Origin of the sequence: Haloarcula pellucida, assembly GCF_014647235.1 — an archaeon.
GTDB classification, from domain to species: domain Archaea; phylum Halobacteriota; class Halobacteria; order Halobacteriales; family Haloarculaceae; genus Haloarcula; species Haloarcula pellucida.
In genome coordinates this window covers 531,278-546,778 of sequence record NZ_BMOU01000001.1, presented here as the reverse complement: position 1 = coordinate 546,778, position 15,501 = coordinate 531,278, and the positions used below count along the sequence as shown (strand labels likewise).

The following is a 15,501-nucleotide window of genomic DNA, read 5'->3' as shown; positions in this document are numbered from 1 at the left end:
GCACGAGGTTCGTTCACTACGCTCACGCATCCTCGAACACCTCCAATCGGTACTGTTTCGCGGGATTCTTGTGCTGGAGCAGTTCCATCAACTCGCTCTCGCCGCCCTGCCGGACGCGCTGGCGCTCGCGCTCGATGGTGTCCAGCGCGTCGTGGACGCGCTCGCCGAACAGCTCTTCGAGGTACTGGCGGGGGATGCGCTCTACGTCGACCGTCTCCCCCTCGTCGGTGTGCTGTGGTGGCGCGTAGGGCGGGATGTAGTAGACGTTCGGCTGCGTGTGAAACTCCGGGTGCAGGGGCAGGGCAACCTCGTACTCCTCGACGAGTTTGTAGATGGGGCCTGCCTCGTCGTCGAGGAAGCCCACCAGTCGGAGTTGGGGCGGACACTCCTCGGCGCAGGCCGGCGCGTACGTCTCCCCGTCGGGTCCCTCGCCCTCCAACCGGGGGTAACAGAAGATGCACTTCTCGGAGTTCTTCGAGACGGTGTTGTAGTACACCTTCTTGTAGGGACACCCCTCGACGCAGTAGCGGTAGCCCCGACAGCGGTCTTGGTCGACGAGGACGATGCCGTCCTCCGCGCGCTTGTACAGCGCCGAGCGCGGACACGCCTCGACACAGGAGGGGTGGGTGCAGTGGTTGCAGATGCGCGGGAGGTAGAAGTAGTAGCTGTTGGGGTACTCGCCGGCCCCTTGGTCCTCGTCCCAGTTGGGGCCCCACTCCGCGCCCTCACGGGGGCGCAGGGGTTCGTCGCTCCCCTCGTACATGATTTCGGAGTGGTTGAACTCCCACGGCCGGCCGTACTCCTCCTCGGAGGGTATCTCGCCGGTCTTCCGCTCTTTGTGTTCGCCGGACTCCCACCCGCCGCCGGAGTCCTCCCAGCCACGGGGGTACCCCTCGCCGGGTTTGGTCTCGACGTTGTTCCAGTACATGTACTCGCGGCCGCCGCCCTCCGTCCAGAGGGACTTACAGGCGATGGTACAAGTCTGACAGCCGATGCACTTGTTCAGGTCCATCACCATCGCGACCTGATGGTCGACGCCGTCGGCGACGTTGATGTGCGTGTCCTCGGACTGGGATTGGTCGTTCTGGCTACTCATTGGCTCTCACCCCCCGACCCGCCGTCGGCCAGCCGGACGTCGACGTTGACGTCGCTGTTGACCCCGGTCGGCCCCCAGTAGTTCGGGAAGAAGTGGAGGTGCTCGCCCGTGTCCTCGGGGTACTGCACCAACTGGGTCGGCTTCATGTACATCGGGACGAGCGTGTTGAAGTTGTCGTCGTCCGGGTACTGGAACTTCTCCCACGCGAAGTACTGCCGGGCCGTCCCGGGTTCGCTGGACGGGTAGATTTTCGCCTGCACCTCCACGCTCCCGAGGTCGTTGAACACCTCCACGGTGTCGCCGTCCTCGATGCCCCGTTCTTCGGCGTCGTCGGGATTGAGGTAGACGACGGGTTCACCCCGCTGGAGGCGGAGCATCTTCTCGCTGTCGCGCCACGTCGAGTGGATGGACCACCGGCCGTGGGGCGTGTTGTACGACAGCGGGTAGTCCCCGCCAGTGTCCTCCGGTCCCTGCTTGTGGGTCGGCAGTTCCTCGCCCAGTTCGAGGAACCAGTCGTGGTCGACGTAGTACTGCTGGCGACCGGTGAAGGTCGGCCACGGCTCCTTGTCGTGGACGTAGCTCTGCCACGGGACGTACGCCTCGCCGTCCTCGATGTCCGAGGTCCAGTGGTCGCCGGCGGCCAGCAACCGCTGGGGCTGTTCCTCGGTGTCGGCGAAGGTAATCTGCTCGTCGCTGTCGCTGGGGTTGGACTCCTCGGAGTGTTCGAGGATGAACTCGGAGGCGACCTTCCCGTCGGTCAGGGCGTCCTCCTCGCCGCTTTCCCAGTCGCGGACGTAGTCGTCGTAGATGGTGGTGAGGTCGATAGTGCGGTCGAACTTGCGGTCCTCGACGGGGGAGACGCCGCGGTCTTTGGCTCGCTCCTGTATCTTCCGGGCGAGCAGGCGGAATATCTCCCAGTCGGTCTTGGCCTCGCCCAGCGGTTCGACGGCGGGCGTGAACGGATGCACGTAGGTGTGCATGTCCGTCATGTTCAGGTCGTACTTCTCGTAGTGGCTCGCAGCCGGGAGGACGATGTCCGAGTACATCGCCGTCGAGTCCATCCGGAAGTTGATGTCGACGACGAGGTCCAGTTTGGGCCACAACTGCTCCTCGACGGCGACGTTGCCCTTGGCCTGATTGAAGTAGTTGCCCCGCCAGACGAACATCGTCGAGGGGTCGGGCCGACTGCCGTCGTCCCGTTCCTCGGGGTAGAGCGGCATCCACCCCTCGTCGATGGACTGTTGAATCTTCTCGGCGGTGTCGGGGTCGGTGTTCTCCAGAATCCCGGAGTGGTAGTAGGTCCACAGCGTCGTCGGCACGCCGCGGACGCTCCCGGTCGGGAAGGATAGGACCTTCCAGCCGTGGAACGTCCATATCTTCTCCTGGCCGACGTAGTGGTCGAGGCCGGTGCCGGGTTCGCCGAGGTTGCCCGTCAGCGTCACGAGCAACTGGATTGCGCGGTTGCCGAGGTCGTTGTGGTACCAGTCGTTGACGCCCTTGCCGTGGATTATCTTGGCGGCGTCGGCCTCGGCGAACTCGCGGGCGACTCGCTGGTACGTCGACCGGCCGACGCCGGTCTCCTCGTGGACGAACTCGGGGGTGTACTGGGCGAGTTCGTCCCGCAGGTTCTCCCAGACAGAGCGGACCTCCACCTCGCCGCTGTCCGTCGAGACGGCCCGCTCGACGGAGAGTCGCGGGTCGAAGTCGAGTTCGATGCTCGCCGACGGGTCGTGCTGGCCGTCGCGTTCGCCCAGCGACCCCGGCGCGCGGCGGAGAGTGCCGTCGGCGTCGACCATCACGAACACTTTCTCGGGGTCGTCGGCGTCCCCGGCGAGGCCGACCTCGCCGGCCCGCAGGAACTTCCCGGTGTCCTCGCGGACGAGCAGCGGCATGTCGGTCTGTTCCTTGAGGTGGGCCTCGTCGTAGAGCCCCTGATCGACGATGGTCTGGGCCATCCCCAGCGCGAGGGCGGTGTCGCTCCCGCCGTGGGGAGAGAGCCACTCGTCGGTGTGGATGGCCGTCTGGGAGTAGTCAGTGAAGATGCCGACGCGCTTGGTGCCGTCGTAGCCCGCGTCTAAGAAGTACTTCGCGTCGGGGATGCGCGTGACGTTGATGTTCGACCCCCACGCGATGATGTAGTCGGCGTTGTGCCAGTCGGCGGACTCGGCGTTGTCCGTCTGGGTGCCCCACGTAATCGGCTGGCCCGGCGGCAGGTCGGAGTACCAGTCGTAGAAACTGTGGGAGACGCCGCCCAGCAGGTTGACGAGGCGACTGCCGGAGGCGAAGGAGACTGGCGACATCGCCGGAATCGGGGTGAACCCGGAGATGGCGTCGTACCGCCCGGCCTGCACCTCGTCGATGACGTGGTCCGCGATTTCGGTCAGTGCCTCGTCCCAACTGATGCGCTCCCACTGCCCCTCGCCGCGTTCGCCGGTGCGGCGCAGGGGATGGAGGACGCGCTGGTCGGCGTTGACGTAGTCGGTGTAGCAGGCCCCCTTCTGACAGCCACGCGGGTTCGGGTCCGGGAGACTCTCGTCGAAGGTCGGGTAGTCGCCGGCCTGCTCCTCGCGCCAGACCTGCCCGTCTTTGACGAAGACGTTCCACGAACACGAGCCGGTGCAGTTGACGCTGTGGGTGGATCGGGCGATGTCGTCCCAGTCCCACTCCTCGCGGTAGAAGTCCTCCCAGTCGCGGTAGGGGTAGTTGCCGATGGGGTCGTCGACCGCTTCGAGGCCCTGCATGCCGTCGTCGGCGAAGGAGAGGCCGGTCGCCCCCAGCAACGAGGCGGCCCCGAGGCCGCGCACGAAGTCGCGTCGACTGATTCCGGAACTGTCCGTCGCGTCGTCGGTGGGGTCGTGTCTACTCATGGGTGAGGAATACGGTCGCAGTCGCACAGGCGACGCCGGCGAGAGCGAGGGCGAGACCGGGCGGGGTCGACCCGCCGGCCTCCAGTCCGCCGGCGACGAGCGCGACGCCGAGCAGTTTGCTCGTGGCGTCCAGCAGGCGGTACTGGCGGGCGGAGAGGGTCGCGAGGTCAGTCATCGGACTCACCTCCGGTGGCGTCCGCAGCGGCGTCACCGTCGGCGGCTATCTCCTGCTCGTCGGTCTGGGACTCGTCGTCGCCGTTCCGGAGCAGGAGGTACGTCAGACCGCCGACCAGCGGCGGGACCAGCAACAGCGCGGCCTGCAAGATGGGGTTGACGACGCCGGTGGTCGTCCCCAGCACCTTGTCGGCGAGGATGTTGTTCATCCCCGCGATGGAGGCTATCATGACGAAGGCGACGGCGGCGACGCCGACGCCGGTCTGCCACGGGCGGGAGAGCGGGTCGGCGGTGAAGTGCGTCGGTTCGGGCGTCCGGTCGATGAAGGGCCAGACGGCGACGGCGGCGAACACCAGCCCCGGAAGGACGACGCCGCCGATGAACTCGCCGCTGACGTGGACGGGGCCGACGGTGAAACTCGCCCACTTCGGGAGCAGTTTCAGGAACCCGTACACCCACATCAGGAACCAGTCGGGCATGATGAGTCCCGGCGTGCTCGCGGGGTCGTTCGGGCCGTAGTGGGCGATGTTGTGGACCGGCAGGAGGCCTGCGAGCGCCGACAGCGTCGCCGCCGTAAAGAAGAACACGACGGCCGAGACGGCGGCCTGATTCGGGAAGGCGGGCAGGCCGACGATGACGCTGTCGTCGTCCTTGTCGACCTCCCGGCCGCCAGCGGTCAGGTCGTCGTCCCGCGGCGCCTCGGTGTGTTTCTGCCGGACGAGGATGGCCATGTGGAGCGCCAACCCGCCCGCGATGAGCATCGGGATGACGAGGACGTGCAGGAAGTACAGACGCGGGATAGTCGCGCTGGACGGGAACTCGCCGCCGAATATCACCTGCCCGAAGAAGTCCCCGACCAGCGGCACGGAGATGGTGAGGTTGTAACCGATGCTGGTCGCGGTTGCGGCGAACTCGTCGAAGGGGAGCGCGTACCCCGTGTAGGCCGCCCCCATCGCCAGCGCCGCGAGTCCGGTGCCGACTATCCAGTTTGGCTCCCGCGGGTTGCGGTAGGCCCCGGTGAAGAACACCCGTAACATGTGCAATCCGATAGAGGCCACGAACAGGTGAGCCGCCCAGTGGTGGAGTCGGCGGATGAACATGCCGAAGGGCACGTCGTAAGTGATGTGCAGCACCGAGACGAACGCCTCGGGCATCTCCTCGCCTTGGAACTTCTGGACGCTGCCGTCGTACTCGACGTCGGAGGTGGAGGGTTCGAAGAAGAACCCGAGGAAGATGCCAGACAGCACGAGCAGGAGGAAACAGAACAGCGCCACCTCCCCCAGCAGGAACGAGTCTTCGGCCGGGAACGCCTTCCCGAGGAACGTCTGGCCGTTCTCGACGTCGAGTCGCGTATCGAACCAGTCGTAGAGCTGTTTCGCGCGGGACATTCACTCGCCCCCCGGGCCGACTGGCCCCTCGAAATCGCCGGTAGCGACGAGATAGCCGTCGCTCGTGACGGTGATGGGTAGTTGCGGGAGCGGCCGCCCCGGCGGTCCGTCGGTCACTGCCGCCCCGTTTAGCGGGTCGAACTTCCCGAAGTGACACGGGCAGACGAGCAGGGTCCCCTCCTCGTTGGCGACCATACACCCGGCGTGGGTACACACCTTCGAGAACGCGGCGTAGCCACTGACGGTGAACCCCATCTCGATGCCGCCGCCGTACTCGGACTCGGGGTACCGAACCAGCAGCGTCGGCGCGTCCTCGATGCCGGGCCGTGGCTCCGGGAAGACGGTCATCTTCTCGCCCTCTGAGAGGCGGTTCTCCTGGATGCGTTCGCCCTCGTCGTCGACGAGGAACACCCCATCGGAGTAGACGGGGCCCTCGTAACTGCGCTCGAACACCTGCGTGGTGCTCGCGAGGGGGGCCGTGAGGCTGGCGATGGCGGTCAACCCGCCGACGCTCGCGAGGAACTTCGCGAAGTCTCGACGGCGTAGTTCCGCCCGGGCGTCGCCGTACAGCGTGGGCGACACCTCCGGGGAGTCGCTACACGGACAGTCCTCGGTGTCGTCGCCGTCGTCTGGTTTCGGATAGTCCATGGTCAGTGTCCCCTGATTTCCGCGACTTCGATGTGTGGCATGAACCAGGCGTAGTACGCGACGGTCGAGAGCGCCAGCGAGACGAACATCCCCGTCGCGTAGAGGCCGAAGTACTGGGTGCGGGCGAGCGTGAGGTACTCGCCGGTAAACAGCGTCGCGAAGACGATGGCGAGCACTGTCAGGCCGCCCATCGCCACGAGGCCCTCGATGGCGTCCGAGGCGTCGTGGTACTCGACGACCCAGCGCGTCTCGGTGTCGAGCCACGGGAGCGAGACGGTGCCCCCGTCGGCCACCGTCTGGGCGTCGTCCGGTGGCCGAACCGCCCTGTTCATGAACTGGTGGACGGCCGCCAGCACCCCGACGAGGGCGAACAGCGCCACCCAGACGATGACGCCGACCTGACTGGGTGAGAGTTTGTTCGGGGTGTCGACGAACCCTTCCAGCGGCCGCTGTTCGGTGACGCTCTCGTCGATGGCTATCTCTTCGGACGGTGGTTCCCCGTGGAGGGCGACGTACCACATCGGGAGCAGTACCGCCGTTATCAGCAGGCCGATGAGTATCGTGTTGCGTCTCATGGTTGCGGTCCACACCCACCCGGCGGAGGCCGGACGAGTGGTTCGCGTGTTCGGTCATTAACGAACCACTCCCCTGAACCACCAGCCAGACATCTTAGGTGTTTTATTAAGGGACTTGAACCACGAACATATTCGGGGCCAACTATAACGGGGCACTCGGGCGAACGGGGTATCATGGCCGACCGTGTCCTTGCCGAAGTGGAAGTGTTCGACCCGCGGTCGTGTCAGGTGGCCCCCCACGCCGACGAGGCGTGGAGCATAACCGACGTCTCTCGGAGTGCGCTCGGCGGTGAGGGCGGAACGGTCGTGGAGGAGTTCACGCTCACGGGGAGCGAGGACGCACCGCCGCCCGACGCCGACGCGCGCGAGCGAGTCGAGAAGGTGTTCTCCTTCGACAGCGAGTTCGTCTATCGCTTCGAGCGGACGGCGAATCAGGGCTGTGTCTGCGAGCGTATCGAGCGCCTTGGCTGTGTGGTACAGGACGTCAGTGCCGACGAGAACTCGATGGTCGTCACGTTCCTCGTCGAAGACATCGAGACGCTACGGGACGTCATCAAGGACTTACAGGGGGAAGGAGAGAGTATCAGTCTCCGCCGACTCGTCGAGAGTTCCGAGAGTGCCAGCGGCGGACAGCCCGCTATCCTCGACCGCGACGCCCTGACCGACCGGCAGAACGAGGTGCTGGAACGGGCGTACGAGATGGGCTACTTCGAGCATCCGCGGGACGCGACCGCCGGGGAGGTGGCCGAGGACCTCGGTATCGCCACCACGACGTTCACCGAGCATCTGGCCGCCGCCCAGCGCAAACTGCTCGACGACTTGCTCGGCGCCTGACCCCCGACGGTTTACTGCTGGCGGCCGCGTGGTACGGGTATGGACCGCGATCATCACTCCCCCAGCGATGAGAGTCACGACCATCACCACGACCACCACGCACACGACGAGGACACGGTCGCCATCGCGGTGGTGACCGTCTCCTCCTCGCGCACGCTCGACGACGACCCCGGTGGCGACGCCATCGAGTCGGCGTTCGAAGCGTCGAGCCACGACGTCGCCGACCGGTCGCTCGTGACCGACGACGCGGCGGCTATCGCCGACGCCGTCGCCGCTGCGATGGACGACGGCGCCGACGTGGTGGTGACGACTGGCGGGACGGGCCTGACCGACGACGACGTGACCGTCGAAGCGGTCGGCGCGCTGTTCGACCGCGAGATTCCCGGCTTCGGCGAACTGTTCCGCTGGCTGTCCTACGAAGAGGTCGGACCGATGGCGATGGCGTCGCGGGCGACGGCCGGCGTCGTCGACGACCGGCTCGTGTTCTGCCTGCCCGGTAGCGAGAACGCCGCACGGATGGGAAGCGAGGAGCTAATCGCGCCCGCCGCGGGTCACTTACTCGGCCTCGTTCGTCGCTGACCGCCGCCAGACCCGCACGGTTTTGGGCGGCGTCGCGCTATCGTCGGATATGACCGACGAGTTCACGCACGTCGACGAGGACGGGGACGCACAGATGGTCGACGTCGGCCAGAAGGCCGACAGCCGGCGTCGGGCGGTCGCTCGCGGCGAGATTCGCCTCTCACAGAGTACGCTCGACGCCATCGCCGCCGACGACGTGGAGAAAGGCGACGTGCTGACGACGGCCCGTATCGGCGCGATTCAGGCCGTCAAACACACGTGGGAGACGATTCCGATGTGTCACCAGATACCCATCACGAACGTCGAGACCGGTTTCGAGGTGGGCGAGGAGTGCGTCGAACTGACCGTCGCCGTCGAAACGGTGGGCAAGACCGGCTGCGAGATGGAGGCCCTAGAGGGCGTGACGACGGGCCTCAACGTCGTCTGGGATATGGTGAAAGCCAACGAGAAAGACGAAGACGGCGAGTATCCGACGGCGGCTATCGGAGACGTGCGGGTGGTCGAGAAGTCGGTCGAGCGAGCCGAGTAACCGCTCCTTCGAATCCCGCTCGACCGATATCGCGAGAAACCACGTCCGACGGATTCCCGAGAAGTGTGCCGTAGTGACGACCGCCGGGAGGGTCCGACAACCCGGAGAAATCAGGTGTGGCACGAACCGAGCGAGTATGCCCTAAATATGTGTAACGATAACACCTAACACACCTGTCAACGTATTGGAAGCAGCGCTCTCTCGACGCTGGAACTGTGGGCGAGACGAGAGTCGTGTCGAGAGAGCGCGGCGAAGCAACCAATGGCAACGACAGCAAGCGACGAGTTCGACGGCGCACTCGACGACCTCAGAGAGACGGTACGGGGAACAGTGATAGAGCGCGGCGACCCGGCGTTCGACGACGCGCGTGAGATATACAACGCGATGATAGACAAGCAGCCGAGACTTCTCCTCACGTGTACCGACGTCGCAGACGTGAAGGCGGCCGTAAACTTCGGACGCGAACACGGTCTGGATACGGCAGTACAGAGCGGCGGCCACAGCGGACCCGGTCTCGGGCTCGTCGAGGACGGGTTGGTCATCGACCTCGGCGAGATGACCGGCGTCCACGTCGACCCGGAGGCGGAGACGGCACGCGTCGAGGCCGGGTGTACGTGGGGGGACGTCGATCACGCGACCCACGCGTTCGGGTTGGCGACGGTCAGCGGCGTCATCTCGACCACGGGTGTCGGTGGCCTGACGCTGGGCGGCGGGCACGGCTACCTGACCCGCAAGTACGGCCTGACGATAGACAATCTGCTGAGCGCCGACGTGGTACTGGCCGACGGCCGACTGGTCCACGCCAGCGAAGACGAGAACGAAGACCTGTTCTGGGCGCTCCGCGGTGGCGGCGGCAACTTCGGCGTCGTCACCTCGTTCGAGTACCAACTGCACCCGGTGGAGACGGTGGTCGCCGGACCGATGTTCTGGCCTCTCGACGACCTCGAAGCGACGATGCGCTGGTACCGTGAGTGGCTTCCAGAGGCTCCGGAAGACGTCTACGCGTTCTATATGGTAGCGGAGGTCCCGGGCGACCCGTTCCCGCCGGAGATACACGGCGAGAGTGTCTGCGGACTGATGTGGTGCTGTACGGGTGGAGAGGAACTGGCCGAGGAGATGCTCGACGAGGCGCGTGGCGTCGCAGAGCCGATGTTCGAGCACGTCGGCCCGATGCCGTACCCAACACTGCAGTCGATGTTCGACGACCTCTACCCGCCGGGTGACCAGTGGTACTGGAAAGGCGACTTCGTCCGGGACCTGTCCGACGAGGCCATCGCGGCCCACGAGCGATTCGCCGAGGTGCCGACGCCGAAGTCGACCATGCATCTCTACCCCATCGACGGGGCCGTCCACGACGTCGGCGAGGACGAGACGGCGTGGAGCGTCCGCGACGCCAACTGGTCGATGGTCATCGTCGGCGTCGACCCCGACCCGGCCAACACCGAGACGATTACCGAATGGGCACAGGAGTACTGGGAGGCCGTCCACCCGCACACCGTCGGCGGGTCCTACATCAACTTCATGATGGAGGAAGGACAGGACCGCATCCGCGCCACGTACGGCGACAACTACGAGCGGCTACGGGCGGTCAAAGCGACCTACGACCCCGAGAACTTCTTCCACGTGAACCAGAACATCGAACCGGCGAACTGAGGGAGCCCAACAGCCAGTTCCTGTGCCGGTCCCCACCCGCGATTCACCATCGGAAACACATAGGTGGCCGCCGTCACAACGTGTATCCATGCACGTCCTCGGTATCGCCGGTCACTCAGACACCGGCAAGACGACGCTGGTCGAGCGCCTCGCCGAGCGCTGTTCGTCGTCCGGGTCGGTCGCGACGGTCAAGCACTGTACTCATTCGCCCGACGTCGACACGGACGGGAAAGATTCCGCGCGCCATCGCGACGCGGGCGCGAGCGAGACGGTCGCAGTGACCGACGACGGCGAGTGGTTCGCGACCGGCGACTCCCGGACGCTGACCGACACGCTCGACGACCTCGCACCGGACTACGACTACGCCTTCGTCGAGGGGTTCAGCGACGCGGCGATTCCGAAAGTCGTCCTCGGCGACCGGGACGCGGCCGACCCGGTCCTCCACCGGGCCGCGGACGGCGAGTCGGCAGACGTCGACGCTATCCTCGATGCCCTCCACGACCGTGACCCCTACGTCACGCTCGAAACGCTCGTCGAGGAGGTCAAGCGCTCGCCCGACGAGGACCGAGCGGGCGCCATCGCGACGTTCACCGGACGCGTCCGTGCGAAGGAGAGCGCGGACGACCGGCCCACGGAGTATCTGGAGTTCGAACGCTACGACGAGGTGGCCGCCCAGCGGATGGCCGAGTTGCGGGCGGACCTCGAAGCCCGCGACGGCGTTCACGCGGTCCGCTTACACCACAAGACCGGCGTGGTCGAGGCGGGCGAGGACATCGTCTTCGTGGTGATCCTCGCGGGCCACCGCGGCGAGGCGTTCCGGGCCGTCGAGGACGGCATCAACCGCCTGAAAGAGGAGGTCCCGCTCTTCAAGAAGGAAGTGACCGTCGACGACGAGTTCTGGGCCCACGAGCGGGACTGTTAGCGCCACGGCGTCGCCCGCAGACCGTGGACGACGAGCAACGTTCCGAGCGCGACGCTCAACAGGACGACGGCGACGGGGAGCGCCGCGTCGAGTCCGCTGGAGATGAACGACGCCCAAATCTGGACCGGCAGGGTCCGCGGGTAGTACGCGAGCATCATCGTCGCGCCGAACTCGCCCATGGCGCGAGCGAACGTGAGGACGAGGCCGGCGAGGATACCCGGTTTGGCGAGCGGAATCGTCACCGAGCGCATCGTCTCGGGCCAACTGCGGCCCAGCGAGCGGGCGGCCTCCTCGAAGTGACTGTCGACGCCGTCGAAGGCCGCCTTCACCGTGACGACGAAGAAGGGCGCGGCGACGAACGTCTGGGCCGCGACGACGCCGAACAGCGAGCGAGTCAAGCGGAGGTCGGTGAGGCCACCGAGACCCTCCGGCCCGACGACGGTCAGCAGGAGCATTCCGCTGACGACCGGCGGCAGGACGAGGGGGAGCACCACGACGCCCAGCGCCACCGTGGCGAGGACGTGGTCGCTCCGGGAGAGCCAGTACGCAAGCGGGAGGCCGAAGACGAACGCCAGCACCGTACTCGACAGCGCCGCGAGCAGGGAGGTGGCCGCGGCGTCGACGACGTAGCCCGCGGCGAGGTTCGACAGCGCCGTCGGCGAGTAGGTGACGACGAGGACGGCCACCGGGACGACGAAGTACAGCAACAGGACCGCGCCGAGGACCGGCACGAGGTGTCGAAGTTCGAGCCCGACGCGCCGGGAGGCCGCCTCAGCCTCGGAGACCGTTCGGGACATCGCCCTCCATGCGCGGGTACTGATCGTGGACGACGAAGCCGTGGTCACGGAGCCACTCGCCCGCGAGCAGTGTCTCGAACGCCCGTTTCGTCTCGTCGTCGTCGGCCCGGCGCGTCGCAGCGTACTCGATGGGCGCGCCACGGGCGACGGTGCCGTCGGGGAGTTCGTACTGGACGTCGGCGTAGGCGTCGGCGTGGGCCGGGTCGCCGAGATCGACCGCCGGTGGCAGTTCGCGGAAGGGGTAGTCACGCTCTATGGCCATGCTCCGGTAGACGACGGCGGCGTCGACGCTCCCCGTCTCGAACTGCGCCAGCAGTTGCGTCTCGGGATAGCGCTGGTCGGGGGACAGCACCTCGTCGACGAGGTCCGGGTCGTCGCGCCGCCGAGCGGCCAGTTCGAGCGCGAAGATGGTCCGGTAGCCGAGCGGGTCCAAGTCCGGGTCGGTCCGACCCAGCGAGACGTCCGCCCGGCCCAGCGGCGCTGTCCACGACTCCGCCTCGGCGACGAGACGGCCGCCGGGCGTCTCGGGGTTGTACGCCAGCACGAGTTCGTTGCTCGCGACCACGGCGTACCACGGCGTCGACAGCAACCGCTCGAACAGTTCCGGGTCCGCGAGTGCGAGCACGTGCGGGTCGCGCTTGCCGTCGGCGACCAGTCGCGCGGCGTGGACCGAACCGTGGGCCTCGACGGCGAGTTGCGGCCCGGTAGCCCGTTGTAACGACTTGCACGCGGCCTGTAAGCTCCCGGCCACGAGCGTCCGCACGCGCGACCGTCCGACCGCACCGCACCCAGCGACACCGACGGCGGCACCGCTCCCGAGGAGACGCAGAACGTCCCGGCGATGCCAGACAGTCATCGGTCGCTGATTCAGCGTTCGGGCACTTGCCTGTTCGGATGGGTACCAACAATTGGCGGTGCTTTATCCGGACGGTGGATTTATAATCTAGTGATATAACTAGCTTATCCGATGACGCAACTGGCAGCCGCCCGACACGGAACCGTCACGGAAGCGATGGAACGCGTCGCCGAGAGGGAGAACTGTGCGGCCGAGTTCGTCCGCCAGCAGGTCGCCGACGGACAGGCCGTGATTCCGGCCAACGTGGGCCACGACGCACTGGACCCGATGATTATCGGCCGCGAGTTCGGGACGAAGGTCAACGCGAACATCGGCAACAGCGAGGAGACGAGCGACATCGAGGGCGAACTAGAGAAACTCCACACGGCGGTTCACTACGGCGCCGACACGGTGATGGACCTCTCGACGGGGGCCAACCTCGACGCGATCCGGGAGGCCAACGTCGAGCACTCACCGGTACCGATCGGGACTGTCCCCATCTACGAGGCCGTCAAGCGAGTCGATGACGTCACCGACATCACGCACGAACTACTGCTCGACGTCATCGAGAAGCAGGCCGAGCAAGGCGTCGACTACATGACCATCCACGCCGGCGTGTTGATGGAGCACCTCCCCCTGACCGACGGCCGGAAGACCGGCATCGTCTCCCGCGGCGGGTCCATTCTCGCCCAGTGGATGGAGGAAAGCGGGATGCAGAACCCGCTCTACGCGACGTTCGAGGAGATCTGCGAGATATTCGCCGAGTACGACGTGACGTTCAGCCTCGGTGACGGCCTCCGTCCGGGCTGTCTGGCCGACGCCGGCGACGAGGCGCAGTTCGCGGAACTGGACACGCTCGGCGAACTCACACGGACGGCGTGGGACCACGACGTACAGGTGATGGTCGAAGGGCCCGGCCACGTCCCGATGGACCAGATAGCCGAGCAGGTAGAACGCCAACAGGAGGTCTGTGACGGCGCGCCGTTCTACGTGCTGGGCCCGCTCGTGACCGACATCGCGCCGGGGTACGACCACATCACCAGCGCAATCGGCGCCACCGAGGCGGCCCGCGCCGGCGCGGCGATGCTGTGTTACGTCACGCCCAAAGAACATCTGGGACTGCCCGACCGCGAGGACGTGCGCGACGGCCTCGCAGCGTACCGCATCGCCGCCCACGCCGGTGACGTAGCGAACGGGCGGGACGGCGCCCGCGACTGGGACGACGCCCTCTCGGAGGCGCGCTACGCCTTCGATTGGAGCGAGCAGTTCGAGTTGGCGCTGGACCCCGAGCGCGCCCGGTCGTACCACGACCAGACGCTCCCCGGTGACAACTACAAAGAGGCCCGTTTCTGCTCGATGTGCGGCGTGGAGTTCTGTTCGATGCGCATCGATCAGGATGCCCGCGACGCGGGCGAGATGGAATCTATCGAGGCCGAGGACGGCGAGCGAACGGACGTCGCAGGGTCTGCCGCCGCCGAAGTGAACCGACCGCCAGTCGGCACTCACGACAGCACGCCAGTCGACGAGGCCACGCCGGCCGACGACGACTGACGACAGTCTGGCGATAGTTCTTTATGAGCCAGTTGCGTATCTAGAAGCGATGTCGAAGAAGGTACTCGCCGTCGTCGCTATCGTCGCCCTCGCACTGGTCTACTTCGCGAAGAAGTAAGGGCAGAGGGTCCCCAGCACAGTTTTCAACCACCCTTTTCAGAACCCTTACCCGGAACAGCGACCAACGGGAGTCCATGTACGGCGTCGTCACCCGCAACGAGGAGGAGACCGAGTGGTCGGAGTTCGACCGGGCGTTCTACGAGGTCAAGGACGTCACCGGCCGGGCCGTGGAACCCATCCCCGGTGCGGTGAACATGGTGTCGTGTTTCGGCGACAACGCCGTCGAGAGCGAGCAAGACCTGCTGGCGTTCGACGACGAGGGGACCGCCGCCACCCGGAACGAACCGTACTTCGACTGGACGTACGTCTGTCCGACCCACGAGCGCTACCGCGAGGGACTGCTGGACATCGTCGAGGAGGCCGCCACCGTCAACGAGAACGTCCGCCTCGACGACGTGGGCTTCCCGCGCGACGAGTACTGCCACTGCGACCGGTGTGAACGGACGTTCGCCGACAGCGAGTTCGACGACTGGGCGGCGTGGCGGACGAACGTCATCACCTCCTTCGTCGCCGACGCCCGCGAGCGAGTGCCCGGCGACCTCTATCTCACGCTGTATCCCGACCCCTATCCCGGTCATCTCGAATCGCGGACCGGCATCGACGTGGACGCCGTCGACGAGTACGTCGACGAGTTCGTCGTCCCCATCTACGACATGGCCTACTCCACGACCTACTGGCTGGAGATTCTGGCCAAGGGGTTCCGGGACCGACTCGACACGCGGTTCAGCATCGAACTGTACGCCGTCGACGTCGACATAGACGACCTCGCGAAGGCCGTCGAGGTGGCCGCCGAGTACGGCCACTCGGTCTTGTTCGGCTACGACGCCAGCAACGCCCGCGCGACGGTCCGGCGTCTCGACGCCGACGCCCGCGAGGGGCGGTCGTTCGGTCCCGAGTAATCGCCGGTAGCCAGCGCATGCTTTTTTCCGTCCG

General features: G+C 66.4%; 15 protein-coding genes. 7 read left to right on the top strand and 8 right to left on the bottom strand.

All coding sequences use genetic code 11. The features are described from left to right. Positions 1 to 22 precede the first annotated feature (22 nt). Genes narH through IEY28_RS02935 form a run of 6 tightly spaced genes read right to left on the bottom strand, consistent with a single transcriptional unit; the run spans position 23 to position 6,748 of the window. Positions 23 to 1,096, bottom strand: a complete 1,074-nt coding sequence (gene narH / locus IEY28_RS02960) for a nitrate reductase subunit beta (RefSeq protein ID WP_188994391.1) — start codon at positions 1,094 to 1,096, stop codon at positions 23 to 25. Then, entirely contained in the window at positions 1,093 to 3,963 is a 2,871-nt protein-coding gene (narG, locus tag IEY28_RS02955) for a nitrate reductase subunit alpha (RefSeq protein WP_188994389.1), read from the bottom strand. The genes narH and narG overlap by 4 nt, the downstream gene beginning before the upstream one ends. Next, positions 3,956 to 4,138, bottom strand: a complete 183-nt coding sequence (locus IEY28_RS02950; protein ID WP_188994386.1) for a DUF8120 family protein — start codon at positions 4,136 to 4,138, stop codon at positions 3,956 to 3,958. Before IEY28_RS02950 ends, narG begins: the two co-directional genes overlap by 8 nt. Beyond that, a complete protein-coding gene (locus IEY28_RS02945; RefSeq protein ID WP_188994384.1) occupies positions 4,131 to 5,525 on the bottom strand; it encodes a cytochrome b in 1,395 nt (464 codons plus the stop codon). Before IEY28_RS02945 ends, IEY28_RS02950 begins: the two co-directional genes overlap by 8 nt. Then, positions 5,526 to 6,173: a QcrA and Rieske domain-containing protein gene (locus tag IEY28_RS02940; RefSeq protein WP_188994382.1), complete on the bottom strand. Its 648-nt coding sequence runs from the start codon at positions 6,171 to 6,173 to the stop codon at positions 5,526 to 5,528. A 2-nt stretch (positions 6,174 to 6,175) separates the two neighbouring features. Next, positions 6,176 to 6,748, bottom strand: a complete 573-nt coding sequence (locus IEY28_RS02935) for a hypothetical protein (protein ID WP_188994381.1) — start codon at positions 6,746 to 6,748, stop codon at positions 6,176 to 6,178. 174 nt (positions 6,749 to 6,922) lie between these two features. On the opposite strand from IEY28_RS02935, the gene IEY28_RS02930 reads away from it, so the two are divergent. The 5 genes from IEY28_RS02930 (at position 6,923) to IEY28_RS02910 (ending at position 11,265) form a co-directional block, all read left to right on the top strand. Continuing rightward, complete coding sequence (locus tag IEY28_RS02930) at positions 6,923 to 7,582, top strand: helix-turn-helix domain-containing protein (protein WP_188994380.1); 660 nt, start codon at positions 6,923 to 6,925, stop codon at positions 7,580 to 7,582. Between the two features lie 39 nt (positions 7,583 to 7,621). Continuing rightward, positions 7,622 to 8,161 carry a MogA/MoaB family molybdenum cofactor biosynthesis protein gene (locus tag IEY28_RS02925; RefSeq protein ID WP_188994379.1) on the top strand — a complete coding sequence of 180 codons (540 nt, stop codon included), beginning with the start codon at positions 7,622 to 7,624 and terminating at the stop codon, positions 8,159 to 8,161. A gap of 49 nt (positions 8,162 to 8,210) precedes the next feature. After that, positions 8,211 to 8,690, top strand: coding sequence for a cyclic pyranopterin monophosphate synthase MoaC (moaC, locus tag IEY28_RS02920; protein ID WP_188994378.1), 480 nt, complete (start codon positions 8,211 to 8,213; stop codon positions 8,688 to 8,690). A gap of 261 nt (positions 8,691 to 8,951) precedes the next feature. Continuing rightward, positions 8,952 to 10,343, top strand: coding sequence for an FAD-binding oxidoreductase (locus IEY28_RS02915; protein WP_188994377.1), 1,392 nt, complete (start codon positions 8,952 to 8,954; stop codon positions 10,341 to 10,343). An 88-nt stretch (positions 10,344 to 10,431) separates the two neighbouring features. Then, positions 10,432 to 11,265 carry a molybdopterin synthase gene (locus IEY28_RS02910; RefSeq protein ID WP_188994376.1) on the top strand — a complete coding sequence of 278 codons (834 nt, stop codon included), beginning with the start codon at positions 10,432 to 10,434 and terminating at the stop codon, positions 11,263 to 11,265. Here IEY28_RS02910 and IEY28_RS02905 read toward each other — a convergent pair. Then, positions 11,262 to 12,062, bottom strand: a complete 801-nt coding sequence (locus IEY28_RS02905) for a molybdate ABC transporter permease subunit (protein WP_188994375.1) — start codon at positions 12,060 to 12,062, stop codon at positions 11,262 to 11,264. The two genes, IEY28_RS02910 and IEY28_RS02905, sit on opposite strands and share 4 nt — an antisense overlap. Next, entirely contained in the window at positions 12,037 to 12,918 is an 882-nt protein-coding gene (locus IEY28_RS02900) for an extracellular solute-binding protein (protein ID WP_188994374.1), read from the bottom strand. Before IEY28_RS02900 ends, IEY28_RS02905 begins: the two co-directional genes overlap by 26 nt. Positions 12,919 to 13,029: 111 nt before the next feature. Here IEY28_RS02900 and thiC point away from each other — a divergent pair, with 111 nt between their 5' ends. After that, positions 13,030 to 14,448 (top strand): phosphomethylpyrimidine synthase ThiC, encoded by a 1,419-nt coding sequence (gene thiC / locus IEY28_RS02895; protein ID WP_188994373.1) that lies wholly within the window; start codon positions 13,030 to 13,032, stop codon positions 14,446 to 14,448. 194 nt (positions 14,449 to 14,642) lie between these two features. Beyond that, positions 14,643 to 15,467 (top strand): hypothetical protein, encoded by an 825-nt coding sequence (locus IEY28_RS02890; protein ID WP_188994372.1) that lies wholly within the window; start codon positions 14,643 to 14,645, stop codon positions 15,465 to 15,467. Positions 15,468 to 15,501: the final 34 nt, after the last annotated feature.